At 27.2% G+C, this 19481-nt stretch carries 20 protein-coding genes and 4 tRNA genes; 19 read left to right on the forward strand and 5 right to left on the reverse strand.

Annotation, left to right across the window (positions count from 1 at the left end):
- Positions 1–37 precede the first annotated feature (37 nt).
- The 3 genes from CNZW441b_RS05765 to CNZW441b_RS05775 are packed head-to-tail and all read left to right on the forward strand — an operon-like array spanning position 38 to position 1315.
- Complete coding sequence (locus CNZW441b_RS05765; RefSeq protein ID WP_131186664.1) at positions 38–388, forward strand: DMT family transporter; 351 nt, start codon at positions 38–40, stop codon at positions 386–388.
- 10 nt (positions 389–398) lie between these two features.
- Positions 399–716: a DMT family transporter gene (locus CNZW441b_RS05770; RefSeq protein ID WP_131166180.1), complete on the forward strand. Its 318-nt coding sequence runs from the start codon at positions 399–401 to the stop codon at positions 714–716.
- The gene (locus tag CNZW441b_RS05775) at positions 716–1315 is read left to right on the forward strand and encodes a dethiobiotin synthase (RefSeq protein ID WP_131166181.1); all 600 of its coding nucleotides are present in this window, start codon (positions 716–718) and stop codon (positions 1313–1315) included. Before CNZW441b_RS05770 ends, CNZW441b_RS05775 begins: the two co-directional genes overlap by 1 nt.
- On the opposite strand, the gene CNZW441b_RS05780 is transcribed toward CNZW441b_RS05775, so the two are convergent.
- Both CNZW441b_RS05780 and CNZW441b_RS05785 read right to left on the reverse strand, forming a co-directional pair.
- Positions 1302–2585 (reverse strand): adenosylmethionine--8-amino-7-oxononanoate transaminase, encoded by a 1284-nt coding sequence (locus CNZW441b_RS05780; protein ID WP_131166182.1) that lies wholly within the window; start codon positions 2583–2585, stop codon positions 1302–1304. The genes CNZW441b_RS05775 and CNZW441b_RS05780 overlap by 14 nt on opposite strands.
- 318 nt (positions 2586–2903) lie before the next feature.
- Positions 2904–2980 (reverse strand) — tRNA-Met (locus tag CNZW441b_RS05785).
- Positions 2981–3087: 107 nt separating this feature from the next.
- Here CNZW441b_RS05785 and CNZW441b_RS05790 point away from each other — a divergent pair.
- The 6 genes from CNZW441b_RS05790 (at position 3088) to CNZW441b_RS05815 (ending at position 5899) form a co-directional block, all read left to right on the forward strand.
- Positions 3088–3176: transfer RNA gene (locus CNZW441b_RS05790), tRNA-Ser, on the forward strand.
- A gap of 107 nt (positions 3177–3283) precedes the next feature.
- Entirely contained in the window at positions 3284–4249 is a 966-nt protein-coding gene (locus CNZW441b_RS05795) for a glycosyl transferase family 90 (protein ID WP_216681300.1), read from the forward strand.
- A gap of 143 nt (positions 4250–4392) precedes the next feature.
- Positions 4393–4468, forward strand: a tRNA-Ala gene (locus tag CNZW441b_RS05800).
- 1 nt (position 4469) lies between these two features.
- Positions 4470–4545 (forward strand) — tRNA-Val (locus CNZW441b_RS05805).
- 120 nt (positions 4546–4665) lie between these two features.
- Entirely contained in the window at positions 4666–5190 is a 525-nt protein-coding gene (locus CNZW441b_RS05810; RefSeq protein ID WP_131166184.1) for a GNAT family N-acetyltransferase, read from the forward strand.
- A gap of 79 nt (positions 5191–5269) precedes the next feature.
- On the forward strand, positions 5270–5899 hold the full coding sequence (locus tag CNZW441b_RS05815; protein ID WP_131166185.1) for a hypothetical protein: 630 nt from the start codon (positions 5270–5272) through the stop codon (positions 5897–5899).
- 4 nt (positions 5900–5903) lie between these two features.
- Here CNZW441b_RS05815 and CNZW441b_RS05820 read toward each other — a convergent pair whose 3' ends face one another.
- A complete protein-coding gene (locus CNZW441b_RS05820) occupies positions 5904–6740 on the reverse strand; it encodes a DUF2972 domain-containing protein (protein ID WP_131166300.1) in 837 nt (278 codons plus the stop codon).
- A gap of 665 nt (positions 6741–7405) precedes the next feature.
- On the reverse strand, positions 7406–8470 hold the full coding sequence (gene ispG, locus CNZW441b_RS05825) for a flavodoxin-dependent (E)-4-hydroxy-3-methylbut-2-enyl-diphosphate synthase (protein WP_131166188.1): 1065 nt from the start codon (positions 8468–8470) through the stop codon (positions 7406–7408).
- Between the two features lie 110 nt (positions 8471–8580).
- Here ispG and CNZW441b_RS05830 point away from each other — a divergent pair, with 110 nt between their 5' ends.
- Positions 8581–9108: an adenylyl-sulfate kinase gene (locus CNZW441b_RS05830; RefSeq protein WP_131166189.1), complete on the forward strand. Its 528-nt coding sequence runs from the start codon at positions 8581–8583 to the stop codon at positions 9106–9108.
- Between the two features lie 125 nt (positions 9109–9233).
- Here the strand turns inward: CNZW441b_RS05830 and CNZW441b_RS05835 are convergent, their stop codons facing one another.
- Positions 9234–11807: an ATP-dependent Clp protease ATP-binding subunit gene (locus CNZW441b_RS05835; RefSeq protein WP_216681301.1), complete on the reverse strand. Its 2574-nt coding sequence runs from the start codon at positions 11805–11807 to the stop codon at positions 9234–9236.
- A 203-nt stretch (positions 11808–12010) separates the two neighbouring features.
- Here CNZW441b_RS05835 and CNZW441b_RS05840 point away from each other — a divergent pair, with 203 nt between their 5' ends.
- The 9 genes from CNZW441b_RS05840 to CNZW441b_RS05880 all read left to right on the forward strand — a co-directional run bounded on the left by CNZW441b_RS05840 (position 12011) and on the right by CNZW441b_RS05880 (position 19480).
- The gene (locus CNZW441b_RS05840) at positions 12011–13339 is read left to right on the forward strand and encodes a S41 family peptidase (RefSeq protein ID WP_243830444.1); all 1329 of its coding nucleotides are present in this window, start codon (positions 12011–12013) and stop codon (positions 13337–13339) included.
- A complete protein-coding gene (gene purC / locus CNZW441b_RS05845) occupies positions 13336–14043 on the forward strand; it encodes a phosphoribosylaminoimidazolesuccinocarboxamide synthase (RefSeq protein WP_131163495.1) in 708 nt (235 codons plus the stop codon). Before CNZW441b_RS05840 ends, purC begins: the two co-directional genes overlap by 4 nt.
- Before the next feature lie 4 nt (positions 14044–14047).
- Entirely contained in the window at positions 14048–14284 is a 237-nt protein-coding gene (gene purS, locus CNZW441b_RS05850; protein WP_131186764.1) for a phosphoribosylformylglycinamidine synthase subunit PurS, read from the forward strand.
- Complete coding sequence (purQ, locus tag CNZW441b_RS05855; RefSeq protein WP_131163493.1) at positions 14281–14928, forward strand: phosphoribosylformylglycinamidine synthase subunit PurQ; 648 nt, start codon at positions 14281–14283, stop codon at positions 14926–14928. The genes purS and purQ overlap by 4 nt, the downstream gene beginning before the upstream one ends.
- Positions 14925–16118, forward strand: coding sequence for an SH3 domain-containing protein (locus tag CNZW441b_RS05860; RefSeq protein ID WP_424944985.1), 1194 nt, complete (start codon positions 14925–14927; stop codon positions 16116–16118). Before purQ ends, CNZW441b_RS05860 begins: the two co-directional genes overlap by 4 nt.
- The gene (locus tag CNZW441b_RS05865; RefSeq protein ID WP_131163492.1) at positions 16096–16788 is read left to right on the forward strand and encodes a lysophospholipid acyltransferase family protein; all 693 of its coding nucleotides are present in this window, start codon (positions 16096–16098) and stop codon (positions 16786–16788) included. Before CNZW441b_RS05860 ends, CNZW441b_RS05865 begins: the two co-directional genes overlap by 23 nt.
- Positions 16782–17150, forward strand: a complete 369-nt coding sequence (gene crcB, locus CNZW441b_RS05870) for a fluoride efflux transporter CrcB (RefSeq protein ID WP_131163491.1) — start codon at positions 16782–16784, stop codon at positions 17148–17150. The genes CNZW441b_RS05865 and crcB overlap by 7 nt, the downstream gene beginning before the upstream one ends.
- Positions 17151–17345: 195 nt before the next feature.
- Complete coding sequence (gene htpG, locus CNZW441b_RS05875) at positions 17346–19175, forward strand: molecular chaperone HtpG (RefSeq protein WP_131163490.1); 1830 nt, start codon at positions 17346–17348, stop codon at positions 19173–19175.
- On the forward strand, positions 19172–19480 hold the full coding sequence (locus tag CNZW441b_RS05880; RefSeq protein WP_131163489.1) for a rhodanese-like domain-containing protein: 309 nt from the start codon (positions 19172–19174) through the stop codon (positions 19478–19480). The genes htpG and CNZW441b_RS05880 overlap by 4 nt, the downstream gene beginning before the upstream one ends.
- The last annotated feature ends 1 nt before the right edge of the window (position 19481 follow it).

Here is a 19481-nt window from a genome sequence, read left to right on the forward strand (position 1 = left end):
TAGTATAATTAATATTTATTTTCAAAAAAGGATAATTTTGAAAAAACAAATAAGTTTAAATCTCGCTTGGAGTTTGATAGTTCTAGGAGGAATCATTGAATGTTTTTGGGTAAGTGGCTTAAAATACGCTAATACCTTACCTTTATATATCTTAACAGGTATTGGAATTTGTATTTCATTTACCTGTGCTGTTATTGCTATGAAAAAGATTGAAGTGAGTATTGCCTACTCTGTATTTGTAGGGATTGGAACAACTGGAGTGGTATTACTTGAAATGCTTTTTTTTAAAGAAAGTTTTTCCTTACTTAAAATTATACTTATTTTAATCTTGCTTAGTGGTGTTATAGGACTTAAACTTATAAGCAAAGAAAATGAAAATATAACTTAAAGAAAATATAATGAGTTGGTTTTTTTTATTTTTAGCAGGTTGTATGGAGATTATAGGTGTTATAGCCATGAAAAAATTAATTAATACAGGTAAAAAGATTTTTTTATTGGCTATTTTAGTCCAATTTTCCCTTAGTTTTAGTTTTCTCTCTTTGGCTATGCGTGAAATTTCTATGGGTATAGCTTATGCTATATGGACAGGTATTGGTGCTGGGGGTGGAGTTGTTGTTGGGATCTTGCTTTTTAAAGAAAGTAAAAATATTTTAAAATTTTTCTTTCTTGGCTTAATCTTAGTTTCAAGCATAGGTTTAAAACTCTTGGCAAATTAATGAAAATTTATATAAGCGGCATTCATACAGATGTAGGAAAAACTCATTTTAGTGCAACTTTTTGTGCAAATTTTAATTACGATTATTTTAAACTCATCCAAGCAGGAATTCCAACTGATAGTCAAAAAATATCTAAGTTTTGCCCTAAAACTAAAATCTTTAAAGAGGGTATTTTTTTAAAAACTCCCGCTTCTCCTCATCTTGGAAAAATCAAAGAAAATCTTATCTATAAAGCTCTTGAAATTCAACTTCCAAAAAGTGAAAATTTGCTTATAGAAATTGCTGGGGGACTTTTTTCTCCCATAGATGAGTGCTATACTATGATAGATTTTATGGATAAATTTAAATTTCCTACTATTTTAGTGGCAAAATACTATCTTGGTAGTATTAATCATATTTTATTAAGCATAGAAGCTTTAAAGAAAAGATCTATTGATATAATAGCCCTTGTAATGATGGGAGAAAAAGATATCTTACAAGATAGTTTTATACAAAATTACACCCAAATCCCTCTTATTAATCTAGAATTTTTAAACGAAAAAAATCTTATTAATTTAGAATTTCAAAAACAAATGAAAACCCTTCTTAAAAAGCTTTAAAAATTTCTCTTAAACTTTGAACTACATAAGAAATTTGTTCTTTTGTAACGATATATGGGGGCATAAAATATATAGTATTACCAAGTGGTCTTAAAAGCAAACCTTTAACTAGAGCTCTTTGATATACTTCAAGCCCAGCTCTTTGGTATTTACTCTTTACAATATCAAAAGCACTAATCATCCCACAAGTTCTAAAATTGGACAAAAAATCAAATTCTTTTAATTTAGCAAATTCTTCTTTAATAAAAAAACTTAAATCTTTATTTTTTTCTATGATATTCTCTTTTTCAAAAATATCTAATACAGCATTTGCAGCACTACAAGCTAAAGCATTTCCTGTATAGCTATGAGAATGCAAAAAAGCTTTTTGAGTTTCATAAGGAGCATAAAAGGCATTATAAATTTCATCCTTTGTTACAACTACAGACAAAGGCATAAACCCTCCTGTAATTCCTTTTGAAAGACAAACAAAATCAGGTTTTTGCTTACATTGTTCAAGAGCAAAAAGTGTGCCTGTGCGTCCAAAACCAACTGCAATTTCATCAAAAATAACTTGAACACCATAATAATGACAAAATCTTATAGCCTCATCTATAAATTCAGCCTTATACATATGCATATTTCCTGCACATTGAACCAAAGGCTCTAATATAAAAGCACAAAGTTCATGAGAATGCTTTTCTAAGATATTTTTTAATGCATTTAATTCTTTTTCAAAATCATCACTCAAAGGCACAGGGGTGCTTAAACACTCTAGCAACAAAGGAGTATAAGTTTTTTTATAAAGTGCCACATCTCCAACACTTAAAGCCCCTAAGGTTTCACCATGATAAGAATTGCTTAAAGATAAAAATTTATTTTTTCTTTTATTTTGATTTAAAAAATAATGAAAACTCATTTTTAAAGCTATTTCTACCGCAGAAGAACCATTATCTGCATAAAAACATTTGTTAAATTTATCTCCCAAAAGCGAACAAAGTCTTGAGGATAATTTTATAATAGGCTCATGTGAAAAACCGGCTAAAATAATATGCTCTAAAGTATCAAGTTGCTCTTTTATAGCTTTACTTATATATGCATTACAATGCCCAAAAAGATTCACCCACCAAGAACTTATACAATCCATATAAGCCTTATCATCAAAATCATAAAGCCATATTCCTTTTGCTTTTTTTATAGGGATCAAAGGAATGTTTTCATGATCCTTCATTTGTGTGCAAGGGTGCCAAATATGTTTTAAATCTAAATTTTTTAAATCATTATTCATAATTTAACCTTTTGAAATTTAAATATTTAAATTATTTTTAATATTTACTTGACTTTAAATTTTATACATAAATTAAATATTACAGAAAATTATTTAAGATTCAAAATAATTCATTTAAGTGCTTGTAAAATTATTTTTATACGACAAATGCTTATAAATTTATTCTAGAAATTAGAATTTATTTTGACAATGAGTAAATCTGATTAATTATAGATTTATTTTTATCACTCTATATAAAAAACAATTTTTTAAAACAGAAAGTGATTTTAATCTAAGTAAAAATAAGTTTGATACAAGAATTTAAATAGTATTAACTAAAAATGGTGTCAAGGGGGAGACTTGAACTCCCGACCTCCGGCTTATGAGACCAGCGCTCTAACCAGCTGAGCTACCCTGACTTTTAAAAAACAAAATTTGAAATACAAAAAAGAATTATAACTTTTTTTTCTAAAATTTTTCTGATTTTGTTTATTTATAAAATTTTAGCTATAATAATTCCTTTTTTAGACAGGTGTCCGAGCGGTTTAAGGAGCACGCCTGGAACGCGTGTAAAGTTAATAGCTTTCGAGGGTTCAAATCCCTTCCTGTCTGCCATTTATTCCAATGCTTTAATTTTCATTAAAACTACTTTTATTTGACCTTACGGCACTTGATTTGTTTTTTTTTGATAAAATGCCATAAATTTTAAGTATGGTTTTATAATGCTTCAATCAAGATTATTTATGAATTTAAAAGGAATAGGAATATCTTTTGTGCCAAGATATTTTTTCCAAATAAATTTATCTAAGATTTTCAATGAAATATTAAAATACAACACTAAAGAACTAGAAGAAATACAAGTTCGAGTAAGATACTATAATAAAATAAATCAATTTTTTACACCAACAGGAAAAGAAAAAATAGGAAAATTTCCTTTTAAAAAAACCTCTTATGCTTTTGATGCGTATGAAATTAGTAAATACTTTAAAGATAAATTTTTATGGAATAAAGATTTTAATGATGTAAAATGGACTTTTAAAGATCCAACTATTTGCAAATCGCGACCACTAGAAAATAATAAAAATAATATTTTATTAAAACTTGATAAAAATAGACATTTTTGCTTTTTAAAAGATGATTTAATTTTTGAAAATAAAAAAGATATAGCAGTATTTAGAGGAGCTATATATCAAACACACAGAAAAGAATTTTTTCATTCTTATTTCAATAAAACATTTTGCAATATAGGCGATACTTCAAAAGAAGCTAACCAATATAGAAAAAATTTTTTAAGCAAAAAAGAACAAATGGGATATAAATTTATAATTTCTTTAGAAGGTAATGATGTAGCAAGTAATCTAAAATGGGCAATGAGTTCTAACTCTTTAGTTTTAGCTCCAAAAATGACTTGTGAAACTTGGTTTATGGAAGGAACTTTAAAGCCAAATTATCATTTTGCTCTGATTGATAATGAAAACTTGGCTCAAGTGATTGATCATTTTAGAACCTATCCCAAAGAAGCACAAGAAATTATCCATAATGCCCATAAATATATCAAACAATTTTTAGATAAGAAAAAAGAATTTCACATAGGAATTTTAGTATTAGCCAAATACTTTTACTATTCTAAACAACTTGATCTTAATAAGCTAGGATATGAAAGAGAAATTTTAGAATTAATTAAATAATTTAAAATCTGTTTCTCTTTTAAATAAAATAAATTATTATAATGAATACTTTATAATTTTTAATTTAAAAATATCAAATGTATATTTGATTTCAATTTTCAGCCAAAAAAAAGTAAGATTATGATATAATCTAAGCTTTTTAAGGGGCATTAGCTCAGCTGGGAGAGCACAACGCTGGCAGCGTTGGGGTCAGCGGTTCGAACCCGCTATGCTCCACCATGGTTCCGTAGCTCAGTTGGTAGAGCACTACCTTGACATGGTAGTGGTCGTTGGTTCAAGTCCAATCGGAGCCACCACTGCAAAATTTAATTCTGCAATTTTATTGATATATGATTTATTAAAAATTTAGTTTTTTCAAATATTTCATAAATCTTTTAAGGATAAAATAACTAATATTTTATTCAAAAAGGATTTAAGTGCAAGAATTTACCATAGAAAAAGCCACCCTAAAAGATTTAGATGAAATACTGAAAATAACCCAACAAGCTTTAATAACTATGAAAAAATTAGGCTTTCATCAATGGGATGAAAATTATCCTAACATTGAAATATTTACTCAAGATATTGAAAAAAATCATCTTTATGTCTGTCGTGAAAAAGAGCAAATTTTAGGTTTTATTTGTATTAATGAACTTTTTTCACCTCAAGAGTATAAAGATATTTACTTTAATCCTAAATTTAATAATAAAACCTTTTATTTGCATCGTTTAGCAATCAATCAAGATTTTAAAAGACAAGGAATCGGTTTTAAACTTTTAAATTTTTGCGAAGAATTTGCTATAAAAAACAATAAATTAAGCCTAAGAGCAGATACATCAAGCAAAAATTTTCCTATGAATTCTCTTTTTCGAAAATTAAATTATCAATTTTGTGGTGAATTTAATATAAAAAATTACAACGACAAATTCTTTGCTTATGAAAAAATTTTAAAAGAATCATAACTTTGGTGCAATAAAATTTTTGTAAGAAAAATATTGCTATAATAAGCCTTTGCGTAGTAGACAATTTTAAGGGATTTTAATGTTAAAAGAATTACTCGAAATCAAAAAAGAAATGGAACCTGTAATCCACGATGCCAATGTAAAACTTAATGTTTTGGCAAGAGAAGTTATAGTGCGTAAAAAAGAATATGAAATTTATGGTCCTATGATAGATCGTGTTTATCTTGATAATGCCATTTATGTTAAAGTTATGTCTAGCGGACGCGATGTTAAAACGGATAATGTGCAAATTAAAACTGGTTTTTATATGGTTTTTGTTGCCCCAGAAAAAGAAAGTACAAAAGATATAAAAAATAAACTCAAAGTAGCCTATGAAGCACTTGATAATAAATTTATTTCAACACTTATAAGGTCTTGTCAACGTTTTAAAGAAATTGTTTCAAAAACTCAAGCTACTTTAGCAAAAGCTTCTCAAATGAACGTTTTGGTAAAAACGAATTTAGGCGAAGCTAGCTCAGCTTTAAAATTTAATATCACTATAGAATACACCAAGGACAATCAAAAGCTTACTAGAGAAAATTCAAAATCAGCAGGAAGCTTTAGAGATACAAAAACTTATATTAATTTAGTTGTTGAAAAAAATACAGATTCTAGAATATGTGAAAAATTGCTTGATGATGTTGAAAAGTATTTTATCGGTGGGGGTTGAAATTTCATTTTATTAATTTTTCAAATTTTTTATAATTTTCCCAGAGATTTACTATATCTGGTCTTTCTTTTTTCACATAAAAAAGATGATTTTTTTCTAAAATATCTTTAAAATCTTTAATATTTTCTTTATCTTCTAAAAAACATTTAAAAAACTCATCTATACTTAATCTTTTTTGTCTTTCCTCTTTCTCTTTTGCCTTTAAAGCTTCTAAAAATTGAACTAAATATAGGCGTATCTCTTCAAATTTGTTTTCTTTAAGACTTTTAATTTGATTAAAATGTTTTTCTTGTATTAAAATATAAAAAGGTATTTTTGTATTTTTAAAAAATAAACAAGAAATATCTTTTTCCAAAGAATTTAAAGAAGAGGTTCTAAGTGTTATAAAAATATCTTCATTAAAAAATTTTTTTAAATTAATATTGATTGGAAGCAAGATTCTAAAACTACTCATTGTTTGAGTATAAAATTCCTTATCTTTAGAATTTGGAGTTTTAAAATGAAACTTAAGAGCTAATTTTTTCATCGTTTCAAAAGTTTTATCACCTATAATTTCACTCATATCCAAAAAATAAACTTTTTTAATATTTAATCTTTTATGGAGCAAAGCATCGTGAAATAAAATATAAGTTCCCTTATATACATCTTCTTGGATAAATGATTTTTTATCGATAAATTCTTTTTTTCGGTAACCAACACGATTTTTTAAAAAATTTTCTATATCATCATTTATACAAATTTCATTTTTATAATTTTTACCAAAAGTTCTATGAGAAAGAACACTAATTAAATTATCAATTGGATCTCTAACTAGACAAAGAGTCTCATCTATTTCTGGCAAAAGAGAATAAAATTTATTTGCTAATTTTTTACTTGTGTATTCTCTAAACCAAAAGCAAGGATTTTCATTAAAATATAAAAAATAATTATAATAATAAACATAATTTCCTATTCCGCTATCTCCTAACGCCGTAGTGATGATAGTAATACCGCATTTTTTAAAAAAGTTCCAAATCCGGTAGCGCCACTTCCATGACTTCCATAGATAAAGAATTTTATCTTTAACAAAGGAAGATTAAGATCCCAAGCTAATTTTGCATTGATTTTTTCATAATTTATTTTTTTAGGATTTAGTGGCGGGGGGGGGGATAATGATGATTTTGATATTTTTCTTTAAATTCCAAGGATGAAAGCCAAAAAATTATATTTTCAAATTGACAAATAAAATAATTACAATTAAAAAGATACAAGATAGCAAGGGATTTTTTGCTTTTATTATTTAATTTTTATAAAATTTTAAAAGTTTAAAATCCGTTTTTAGGATATAAACAAAAACCAAAAATCTGCCCAAAAAACTCAAAAACATAAATTTTTGGAGATTTTTTCTATAATTCTGAAGTTATACTTTTACTATATCCCCACCGTTTAATGATTTTAAAATAATTAGCATTAAAAATTATTTATCTCTCTTTTAATTTTAAATTTTATTTTTGAAAGATTCAGCATTTATTCCCTTTGTTTTGCTTCATCTTCAACTTCTAGCAAAAATCTCTCTACAAGTTTGTCTTCTTTAAGCTTAGCCACTACTTCGCCATGCCTTATGATAAGCCCTTGATTTTTACCAAATGCTATAGCAACATCAGCTCCTTTTGCCTCACCTAAAGCATTTACAACACAACCCATTACACTAATGTTTAAAGGTTTGTTAATATGCTTAGTTTTTTCTTCAACTATTTTTATAGCTTTTACAAGATCACTTTGAATTCTTCCACAAGTTGGGCAAGAAACAATGTTTATCCCACTTTTTTGCACACCGCTATCTTGTAAAATTGCCCTTGCTACACGAATTTCTTCTTCTAATTCCCCTGTCATAGAAACTCTTATAGTATCACCTATTCCTTTAAGAAGTAAATTTCCCAAAGCTATTGAGCTTTTTATCGTACTATGAAATTTAGTCCCTGCTTCAGTAACTCCTAAATGAAAAGGATAATCACAAAGCGGTCTTAATCTCTCATAAGCTTCTATGGTTTTTTGCACATCTGAGGTTTTCATAGAAATTTTAATATCAAAAAAGTCTAAATCCTCTAAAAGCTTGATATTATAAAGAGCACTCTCAAGCATTGCATCAAGATTATATCCGTATTTATCACTAAATTGTTTTTCAATGGAGCCATGATTTACACCTATGCGTATTGGAATACCTCTTTCTTTACACGCTTTAACCACATCTTTTATATTTTCTTTAGAACCTATATTGCCTGGATTTATCCTAATACCATCAATAAATTCGGCACAAAAAATAGCTAATTTATGATTAAAATGTATATCGACAATTAAAGGTAAAGGGCTTTTTTGCTTGATTTCTTTTAAAGCTCTAGCATCAATCATATCCAAACATGCCAAACGAACTATATCAGCTCCTGCAAAATACAAACGATTGATTTGTTCTAATGAAGACTCAATATCCCTTGTTTTGCTAAATAGCATAGATTGCACAGAAATTGGAGCATTTCCTCCAATAACAACATTACCTACTTTAATTTCTCTCGTTTTAAATCTTTTATATTGCATTTATAACTTCTTTGTAATTTTGCTTAATTTTATATTTTTTTCTTTTAATAAAACTTTATTTTATTATTTTTTGATAAAATTTTACAAAAGACTTAAATTTAGGATTTTTAATGCAAGAAAAAATCGATTTTTCTAAAGGCTCAGTTATTTGGCTAACAGGTCTAGCAGGTAGTGGAAAAAGCTATATTGCTGAGGCTTTATGCGAAAAATTACGTTTTAAATATAAAAATGTTATTTATCTTGATGGAGATGAACTAAGAGACTTGCTTGGAAGCTATGATTATGATAAGCAAGGGCGCATTAATATGGCCTTAAAAAGATCTCAATTTGCTCATTTTCTAAGTTCTCAAGGAATGATGGTTATAGTAAGCACAATTTCAATGTTTAAAGAAATTTATGACTACAATAGAAAAACCCTAAAAAATTATTGCGAAATTTACATCCAATGCGAGCTTGAAGAGCTTATTAGACGTGATAAAAAGAATTTATATACCAAAGCAATTAATAAAGAAATAATTAATGTTGTAGGAATTGATTTAAAATATGACGAACCAAAGCCAAATTTAATCATAGATAATAATCAATTTGGAAATTTAGAGCAAAAAGTAGATAATATTTTAAATTTTTTAAAGCTCTAGAGTTTATTTAGAATCTTAATTAAAATTCTTTGATTTCTAGCAACAAATCAAAGAATGACTAAAAAATTAAAACCAAAACAAATTATAAAAAACTTTAATTAATGAAAGTATAAAAGCAAATGCTTTTATACTTTTTTAATCTTGATTTCATTATTACTTGCATCAATTAAAATACTATCATTTTCATTCAATTCATCAGATAATATCATATCACTTAACTTATCTTCTATCATATCATAAATAGCTCTTTTTAAAGGTCTTGCTCCAAATTCAACATCAAAACCTTCTTTTGCAATTAAAAGTGCACCTTCTTCACTTAGTTCTGCTTTAATACCTTTATTGGCTAAACTTTTTTGCAAATCTTTAAAAAGAAGTTTTACTATCTCATAAGCCTCATCTTTACCTAAAGGATTAAAAGTAATAATATCATCTAAACGATTTAAAAATTCAGGTTTAAAGAAATTTTTTAATTCATTTTTAATTGCATTTTCTCTTTCTTCACCATTTAAATTCATAATAGCCAAAGAGGCGATATTTGAAGTTAAAATGATAATAGTATTTTTAAAATCAACCACAACCCCTTTGCTATCAGTTGCTCTTGCATCATCTAAAATTCCTAAAAGTATATTAAAAACATCTTTATGAGCTTTTTCAACTTCATCAAACAAAATTACACTATAAGGTTTTCTGCGCACCGCTTCAGTAAGCTCTCCACCCTCTTCGTGTCCTATATATCCAGGAGGTGCTCCTAAAAGTCTTGAAACACTATGTTTTTCCATAAACTCGCTCATATCAAAGCGAATCATGGCTTTTTCATCATCAAACAAAAACTTTGCTAAAGCTTTTGCTGATTCTGTTTTTCCAACTCCTGTTGGACCTAAAAATAAAAAACTTCCTATAGGTTTATTGTCTGCATTAAGTCCTGCTTTATTACGTTTTATTGCTCTTGCTAAAGCATTTAAAGCTTGATCTTGCCCTATAACACTTTCTTTTAAATGCTTTTCTACTTCTAAGAATTTAAGCTTTTCAGAAGTTAGCATTTTTTGCACACTAATGCCTGTCCATTTACTCAAAATTCCAGCTACTAAATCTTCATCTACTTGATTTTTGAGCAAAACTCCATTTTCACTCATCATTTTCCATTTTTCTTCAAGCGCCAAAAGCTCTTTTTCCAAACTTGGAATTTTTCCATATTCAAGTTCAGCAGCCTTTTGAAAATCTCCTTTATTTTTAGCCAAACTAGCCTCATTTTTAAATATATCAATTTCTTTTTTCTTAGAGCTTATCTCATCAAAAACAGCCTTTTCATTCTCAAATTTCGAATTTAAAGCATTTTGTTTTTCTTTTAAATTAGCAAGCTCTTTTGCAATTTCATCAAGTCTTTTTTGATTTTTTTCATTTTTTTCCATTTTTAAGGCTTCATTTTCAACTTCTAAGGTTTCTATATCCTTTCTTACCTTTCTCAAAGAACTTGGCTCACTTTCTATTTGCATTTTAAGCTCAGCCGCAGCTTCATCAATTAAATCAATAGCCTTATCAGGTAAAAATCTATCTGCAATATAACGCTTAGAAAGTTTTACTGCAGCTACTAAAGCACTATCATTTATATTGACATTATGATGAATTTCAAGCTTTTCTTTAATACCTCTTAGCATAGCTAAAGCTTCATTAACGCTAGGTTCAGGAACATTTATAGGTTGAAAACGACGCTGCAAGGCTGCATCTTTTTCAAAATATTTACGATACTCCTTTAAAGTCGTTGCTCCTATAGTATGAAGTTCTCCTCTTGCAAGAGCTGGTTTTAAAATATTTGCGGCATCCATACTTCCCTCGCTTGCCCCTGCTCCAACAATGGTATGAATTTCATCAATAAAAAGTATAATGTTTTCACTTTTTATTACTTCATTTACTACCGCTTTTAATCTATCTTCAAATTCGCCACGATATTTTGCTCCTGCAATCAATGCACTCATATCAAGAGCAATTAGTTTTTTATTTTGTAAAGAAGTTGGAACATCTTTTTTGACAATTCTTTGTGCTAAAGCTTCTACAATTGCAGTTTTTCCAACTCCAGGTTCACCTAATAAAATAGGATTATTTTTAGTTTTACGAATTAAAATTTGCATCAAACGCTCAATTTCTTCTTCTCTACCTATAACTGGATCGAGCTTAGATTCAATAGCTTTTTGAGTTAGATCTATGCCAAATTTATTTAAAGCATCTAAGGTTTCATCACTGGTTTTACTATCTATCCTACGTCCTGATCTTAAATTTTGTAATTCTTTTTGAAATTCTTTAATATCTATAAATTTCGATAATATTGCTTTAATAGGTTCTTTTTCACTCTCACTTATTAGCCAAGTATCTATAGATAAATAACTATCTCCATTAGCACTCATCAAACCTTTAGCATTCTCTAAAGAATTAATCATTTCATTTGAAAATTTAATATTTTCCTTTGTCACATTAGAACTTGTTGCAAGATTTGAAATTTTACTTTTTATTTCAAGTTCTAAAGCTTCTTTGGAAATATTAAATTTATTAATAATTTGATTAAATAAATTGCCATGATCAACACTCAAAGCCCATAAAAGGTGCAAAGGAACAATTTCGCTATTTTTAGAATATATCGCCAAAGATGCTGCACTTTCAAGATTTGAAAGCATAGAATCAGTTAAATAATCATGTATATTTGCCATAATCTATCCTTAATATTTCATTATTTTTGGATTATTATATAACTTTAGTCATATTATGTCAAGTTTATTTATATATTTTTATTAATTTAATTTATATTAATCGTATAAATTAAAGAATAAAATAAATTATAAGTTTTTTAATTATGTTTATTTATTTACAATTTTTTAAGTTAAGTTTATTAAAATTAAAATTATAAATAAATTTGGAGTCTAACTTGAAAACTAAAAGAATTTTTGCCCTCGCAAGCGGTTTTATAGGATCTTTAATATTTTGCTTCTTTATGACCAATATTTTAGAAGCCAAAACAAGTAATACAAATGAACAAATACAACAACGTTTTCAATCTTTAGAAAAATTAACAAAAACTTTGGCAATTATCGAACAATATTATATTGATGATGTAAATATCACTGATTTAGTAGATAAATCAATTTCAGGGCTTTTAAATAATCTTGATGCACATTCTTCTTTTCTAAATGAAAAAGACTTTAATGATATGAAAATTCAAACCAATGGCGAATTTGGAGGACTTGGAATTACAGTGGGCATGAAAGATGGAGCTTTAACCGTTGTTTCTCCACTAGAGGGAACTCCGGCCGATAAAGCAGGTATTAAATCAGGAGATATTATTTTAAAAATAAATAATGAAGCTACTTTAGGAATTTCGCTCAATGATGCTGTTGATAAAATGAGAGGAAAACCAAAAACTCAAATTACTTTAACAATTTTTAGAAAAGGAACAAGTGAGCCTTTTAATGTTACTTTAACAAGAGATATTATAAAAGTTGAAAGTGTTTATACTAAAGTGATAGAAAATGAAAATATTTTATATATAAGGGTAACAAATTTTGATAAAAATGTTGTAGAACAAACTGCTAAAGAACTAAAAAAATATCCAAAAATTAATGGAATTATTTTAGACTTAAGAAATAACCCTGGCGGATTATTAAATCAAGCAGTAGGACTTGTTAACCTTTTTGTTGATCAAGGAGTAATAGTTTCTCAAAAAGGTCGCATAAAAGAAGAAAATCAAGAATATAAAGCAGATGCTAAAAATAAAATTTCTAATGCCTCTTTAGTGGTACTTGTAAACGGAGGAAGCGCAAGTGCAAGCGAAATAGTAAGTGGGGCTTTACAAGATTTAAAAAGAGCTATTATTGTTGGAGAAAATACTTTTGGAAAAGGAAGTGTTCAGCAAATCATTCCAATCAACCAAAATGAAGCTTTAAGATTGACTATAGCAAAATACTACTTGCCAAGCGGCAGAACCATTCAAGCCATAGGAGTTAAACCAGATATTGAAATCTTTCCAGGAAAAGTAAATACCGATAAAAATAATTTTATCATCAAAGAAAGTGAATTAAAGCAACACCTTGAAAATGAGCTTGAAAAACTTGATAAACAAAAAACTCAAAAGAATCAAAAGAAGGATAATAAAAATTTAATCACACTAAAACAAATCAATGAAGATTCTCAATTAAAAGCAGCGATTGACACAATCAAAATTCTAAATCTTAAGGTAAAACAATGAAAAAAGAACTATTTTATGAAGGAAAAGGAAAAAAAATTTTTAAAACACAAGATGATGATTTATTTATTGCAGAATTTAAAGATGACTTGACTGCATTTAATGCAGAAAAAAAAGGAAAAGAAGAGGGAAAAGGTAAGTTAAACTGTAAAATTAGCACTATAATTTTTGAATTGTTGAAAAAAAATGGTATTAAAACTCATCTTGTAAAAACTATTAGCAACAATGAGCAGCTTATAGAAAGATGTCAAATTATTCCTATAGAAGTTTTAGTTCGAAATATTGCAGCAGGCTCTTTAAGCAAAAGACTTGGGATAAAAGAAGGGGAAAATCTACCTTTTGCTTTGGTGGAATTTTGCTTAAAAGATGATAAACTTGGAGATCCTTTTATTAATGATGAACATTGTCTGCTTCTAAATTTAGTTAAAGATCAAAATCAAATTCAAACCATAAAAGAACTTGCAAGAAAAATTAATACAATTTTATTAGATTTTTTTGATCAAAGAAATTTAAAATTAGTAGATTTTAAAATAGAATTTGGCCTCTCTAAAAACCAAGAAATTATTTTAGCCGATGAAATCAGCCCTGATAGCTGTAGACTCTGGGATAAAAATACCAATGAAAAACTTGATAAAGATAGATTTAGACAAGATTTAGGAAATGTTAAAATAGCTTATGAAGAAATACTTAAAAGGATTATGGGATAATTGCATGAAAGTTATTGTAAATATTTTTTTAAAAGAAGGTGTTTTAGATCCTCAAGGAAAAGCGATACAAAAAGCTTTACATTCTTTAAATTTTAATAATATAGACGATGTAAAAACAGCAAAACAAATTATTCTTGAACTCAATGAAAGCGATAAAATAAAAGCAAATGAAACTGTAAAAAAAATGTGCGAAGAACTTTTAGTTAACGATGTTATAGAAAATTATGAGATTGTTATATGAAAGTAGCTATTATAAGATTTCCTGGTACTAACTGTGACCTAGATACTCAATATGCTTTTAAAAAACTAGCTTCAAAAACGCAAATCATTTGGCACGAAGAAAAAGAGCTTGATGCAGATTTAGTCGTACTACCTGGCGGCTTTTCTTATGGAGATTATCTAAGATGTGGCGCAATTGCAAAATTTGCTCCCATTATACCAGCCATATTAGAACACGCAAAAAAAGGTGGTTATATCTTAGGAATTTGCAATGGTTTTCAAATTCTTTTAGAGTTAAAACTTTTAAAAGGAGCTTTAAAAGCAAATAATAGTCTTAATTTTATTTCAAAAAATCAAAAACTAAAAGTCGCTTCAAACCAAAATGCCTTATTAAGTCATTTTAACAAAGATGAAATTATCACTTTACCTATTGCACATGGAGAAGGGAATTACTTTGCCTCTGATAAAGATTTAAAAGAGCTTGAAGATAAAGATTTAATTCTTTTAAAATATATAGATAATCCCAATGGATCATTATATGATATAGCAGGAATATGTGATGAAAATAAAAAAATTTTTGGTCTTATGCCTCATCCTGAAAGATTTTGTGAAAATATACTAGGAAGTGATATAGGGCTTAAAATGCTAAAAGGATTTATAATTTGACTTTCTTCTTAAAATATTTTTTTTTCGTTTCTTTTATAGTCATAAAACTCCTAGCACAAGATAATATAAATAATAACTTACAAATAGGATTTAAAAATCTTCCAAAAGAAGAACAAAAAATTTATGAAAATATCGCCCCTAGTGATGAAAGTGAAGACTATCAAAAAAATATCGAAGATCCTTTTATTCCGCAAAGTTCGCTTGTTTTAATAACTAGTAATTATGCAAATAAAATTTTTGTTGGAGAAGTTTTCCCTATAACAGTTTATGCCAAAACTACAGAAAATACTAATTTTGATTTTCATATTGAACTTATAAAAAATAATGATCTTTTATTTTTAAATCCTGATGCAAAATGGATAAAAAAAGACAATATTTATGAAACAACGCTATGGTTTGAAGCAAAAACTTCTAATGCAAATTTAGAACAAATTATTGTTAAACTAAGTCGCAATGATGTCTTTTTTCAAAAAGCCAATATTGCCCTAAATCCTATAAAATTTGAAAATACACCAAGTAGCAATAACTTTTCTCATCTAGTTGCCAGTTCACTTGAAATTAAAAAAGTCAAAACCAATCATTTTGACAATCAAAATGTTATTATGATCATGGAAATAAATGCTACCAATGCCAATCTTAAAAGTTTTTATTTAAAAGGGATAGAAAAACAAGGTGTTGAAAATTTAAGAGGAGACTTTAACTCTTCTAATGGATATTATTACGCAGTATTTCCTGCAAGTAAAAATATTTTTTCTTTTTCTTATTTTAACAAAGATGAAAAAAAGCTACAAAACTATAATTTAAAAATAAAAATTAGCGAAGATAGTATTAGTACACAAAGTGATTTAAATCCCACTAATAAAGATTTTAATACTTATAAACAATATGGGCTTTGGCTTATTACTCTTTTATTGGCAATCTTTTTTATTTTTAAAAAGAATTATATTATTTTAACCATTGCTTTAATTTGTTTTATTTCTGGATTTTTAGTAGACACTTCAACTCAAACAGGAATTTTAAAAGCCAAGGCTAAGGCTAAAATTTTACCTACTGAGTTATCAACATATTTTTATACTGCTAACACTAATGAAAAAGTTGAAATTTTAGGAGAAAGAAAACCCTATGTCAAAGTTTTATTTAAAGATGGAAAAATAGGATGGGTAAAAAATGAAGATCTTACAAAAAATTAGAGCTTTATATTTTTGGATTTTTTTTATCTTTAGCGTTAGTTTGGTTTTACTCTGTTTTTGTTTTATTTCATCTCAAAAAAAACTTTGGAAAATCCGTAAATTTTGGGCAAAAACTCAAAAATATATTATTCCTTATAAAATCGAATTAAAAGGCACATTTAACCAACAAGCCTCTATGATACTTATGAATCATCAAAGCACTTTAGATATTATTGCTTTAGAGGAACTTTATCCTAAAAATTTAGCTTGGATTGCAAAAAAAGAACTGGCTCAAATTCCTATATTTAAAATTGCAATGAAAAAGCCTAAATTTCTTTGTATAGATAGAAAAAATCCAAGAGATTTAATAAAAATACTAAAAGAAGCAGAGCAGAGATTAAGCGAAGATAGAGTGTTAGCGATCTTTCCTGAGGGCACAAGATCAAGAACTCAAAAATTACTTAAATTTCAAAGTGGAGCTAAAATTTTAAGTGATAAATTAAATCTTAAAGTTCAACCTATTTTACTAGTAGATTCGGCCAAAATTTTAGATACTAAAAGCTTTAGTGCAAAAAGCGGAATACTCAAAATCATTTGTATGGATTTAGTTGATACAAGTGATGAAAAATGGCTTGAAAATACACGCAAGAAAATGCAAGAACTTCTTGATAAAGAAAGAAAAATATGTTAAATACAATTTTAATTGTAGGATTTGGTGGATTTTTAGGTGCTGTTTTTAGAATGGTTTTTGTAGATTTGATAAATAAATTTTTGCCTCATTCTATCAATCTTGGAACACTTTTTGTCAATATTTTAGGATCATTTTTTTTGGGAGTTTTGTATTCTTACTTGCAAAATAAGCATTTTTCACCCTTTTTAAATCATTTTATTAACGTTGGATTTTTAGGTGCTTTTACCACTTTTTCTAGTTTCTCATATCAAAGTTTATTACTTTTACAAAATGGATCTTATTTTTATTTTGTGCTTAATTTATTTTTTAGTATAAGCTTTTGCCTACTAGCTGTATGGATTGGTCTTTTAGTTTTTAAATAATATTTAAATTTATTAGAATGCAAAATTATTTAAAATAGTAAATTAAGTAAATAAAGATTAAAAAATAATAAAACAAATATCCTTATTTTAAATTAAATCAATCAGATTTTTAAAATTTTTCAAAATTTAAAATTTACTCTTAATTTTGATTTTTTTGCTAAAATAACCCTTAAAAATTAATTAAGGAGAAAAGATATGCAATTTCAAACTGAAGTTAATCAGCTTTTACAACTTATGATACATTCTTTATACTCTAATAAAGAAATTTTTTTAAGAGAGTTGATTTCAAATGCAAGTGATGCTCTTGATAAACTAAATTTTTTAAGTGTTAGTGATGATGCATATAAAAACCTTCAATTTAAACCAAAAATAGAAATCAAACTTGATAAAGATAAAAAAACTTTGAGTATTAGTGACAATGGTATTGGTATGAATAAAGATGATTTAATCAATCATTTAGGAACCATAGCAAAAAGTGGAACAAAAAGCTTTTTAGAAAATTTAAGCGGAGATGCAAAAAAAGATTCTCAGCTCATTGGACAATTTGGTGTTGGATTCTACTCAGCTTTTATGGTGGCAGAAAAAATCGAAGTTTTAAGTAAAAAAGCCTTAGATGATAAAGCTTATCTTTGGATTTCTGATGCAAAAGGCTATGAAATAGAAGAAGCAAACAAACAAGAACAAGGCACCATCATAACGCTTTATTTAAAAGATGATGAATTTTTAAATTCATATAAAATTGAAAGTATAATTGAAAAATATTCTAATCATATTCAATTTCCAATCTTTATGGAAAAAGAAGAATATATTCCTGCTAAAGAAGGCGAAAATGAAGGAAAAACAGAACTAAAAATTTCTCAAATTAATAAAGCTAATGCTTTATGGAGACTATCAAAGGCTTCCTTAAAACAAGAAGATTATGAAAAATTTTATGAACAAAATTTCCACGACAATGAAAAGCCTTTGCTTTATCTTCATACAAAAAGTGAAGGAAAATTTGAATATAATTCTTTATTTTTTATTCCAAAAAATGCACCTTTTGATCTTTTTCGTGTTGATTATCAAAGTGGCTTAAAGCTTTATGTAAAGAGAGTATTTATCAGCGATAACGACAAAGAACTTTTGCCGACTTATTTAAGATTTATAAGAGGTATTATTGATGTTGAGGATCTTCCTTTAAATGTAAGCCGTGAAATTCTACAAGAAAACCAAATTTTAAAAGCAGTTAAAGAAGCTAGTGTTAAAAAAATTCTTAGCGAATTATCCAAACTAAAAGAAAAAGATAAGGAAAAATATATAAATTTTTTCAAGACTTTTGGAAAAGTTTTAAAAGAAGGCTTATATGGTTTTGGCGATAATAAACAAAATTTATTAAAACTTATGATGTATAAAAGCACCAAAAGCGAAAATTTAAGAACCCTTGATGAATATAAAGAAAATATTAAAGCAGAACAAAAAGAAATTTATTATATTACAGGAAATAACGAAAGCTTACTTAAAAATTCTCCATTATTAGAAGAATATAGAAAAAAAGATATTGAAGTTTTATTAATGGATGATGAAATCGACTCCTTAGTTATGCCGATGCTTGATGAGTATGAGGGTCTTAAATTTATAGCAATTAATCAAGTAGAAAATAAAGAAGAAATTAGTGATGAAGATAAACAAAATTTTGCTTCTTTACTTGCCAAATTTAAAGAACTTCTAAAAGAAGAAGTAGATGATGTGCGTCTTACTTCAAGACTTAGCGATAGTCCAAGTTGTATAGTTTATGATAAAAATAAACCTGATTTTGCTATGCAACAAATTCTTAAACAAATGGGACAAGAACAAAATATTAAACCTATTTTAGAATTAAATCCAAAACATCAAATATTTGATAAATTAAAAGATAATGAAACCTTTACTCCAGATATTGCTACTTTGATCTTAAATATGGCAAAATTAAGCGAAGGAATGGGAGTAAATAAACCTGATGAATTCAATAAAGCCCTTAATAAAATTATTATAAAGGCTTTATCTTGATTACAAATATAGCTATCACAAAAGCCAAATTAAATGAATATCAAATTTTTGATGTCAGAACTCCTTTAGAATGGGAAGAAGGAGTTCTAGAAAATGCCGAACTTGTCTATCTTTATGATAATCAAGGATTTATTAACCCAAATTTTTCACAAGAAGTTAAAGAAAAACTTAACGGTAAACCTTTAGCTTTTGTTTGTCGCAGTGGGAACAGAAGTCAAATAGCGGCTCAGATTGTTCAAGATGAACTTGGGCTTTCTAGCACAAATCTTGAAGGTGGTATGATGGCATACTATAAGGAAAAATAAA

Source organism: Campylobacter novaezeelandiae (assembly GCF_018968685.1).
GTDB lineage: Bacteria > Campylobacterota > Campylobacteria > Campylobacterales > Campylobacteraceae > Campylobacter_D > Campylobacter_D novaezeelandiae.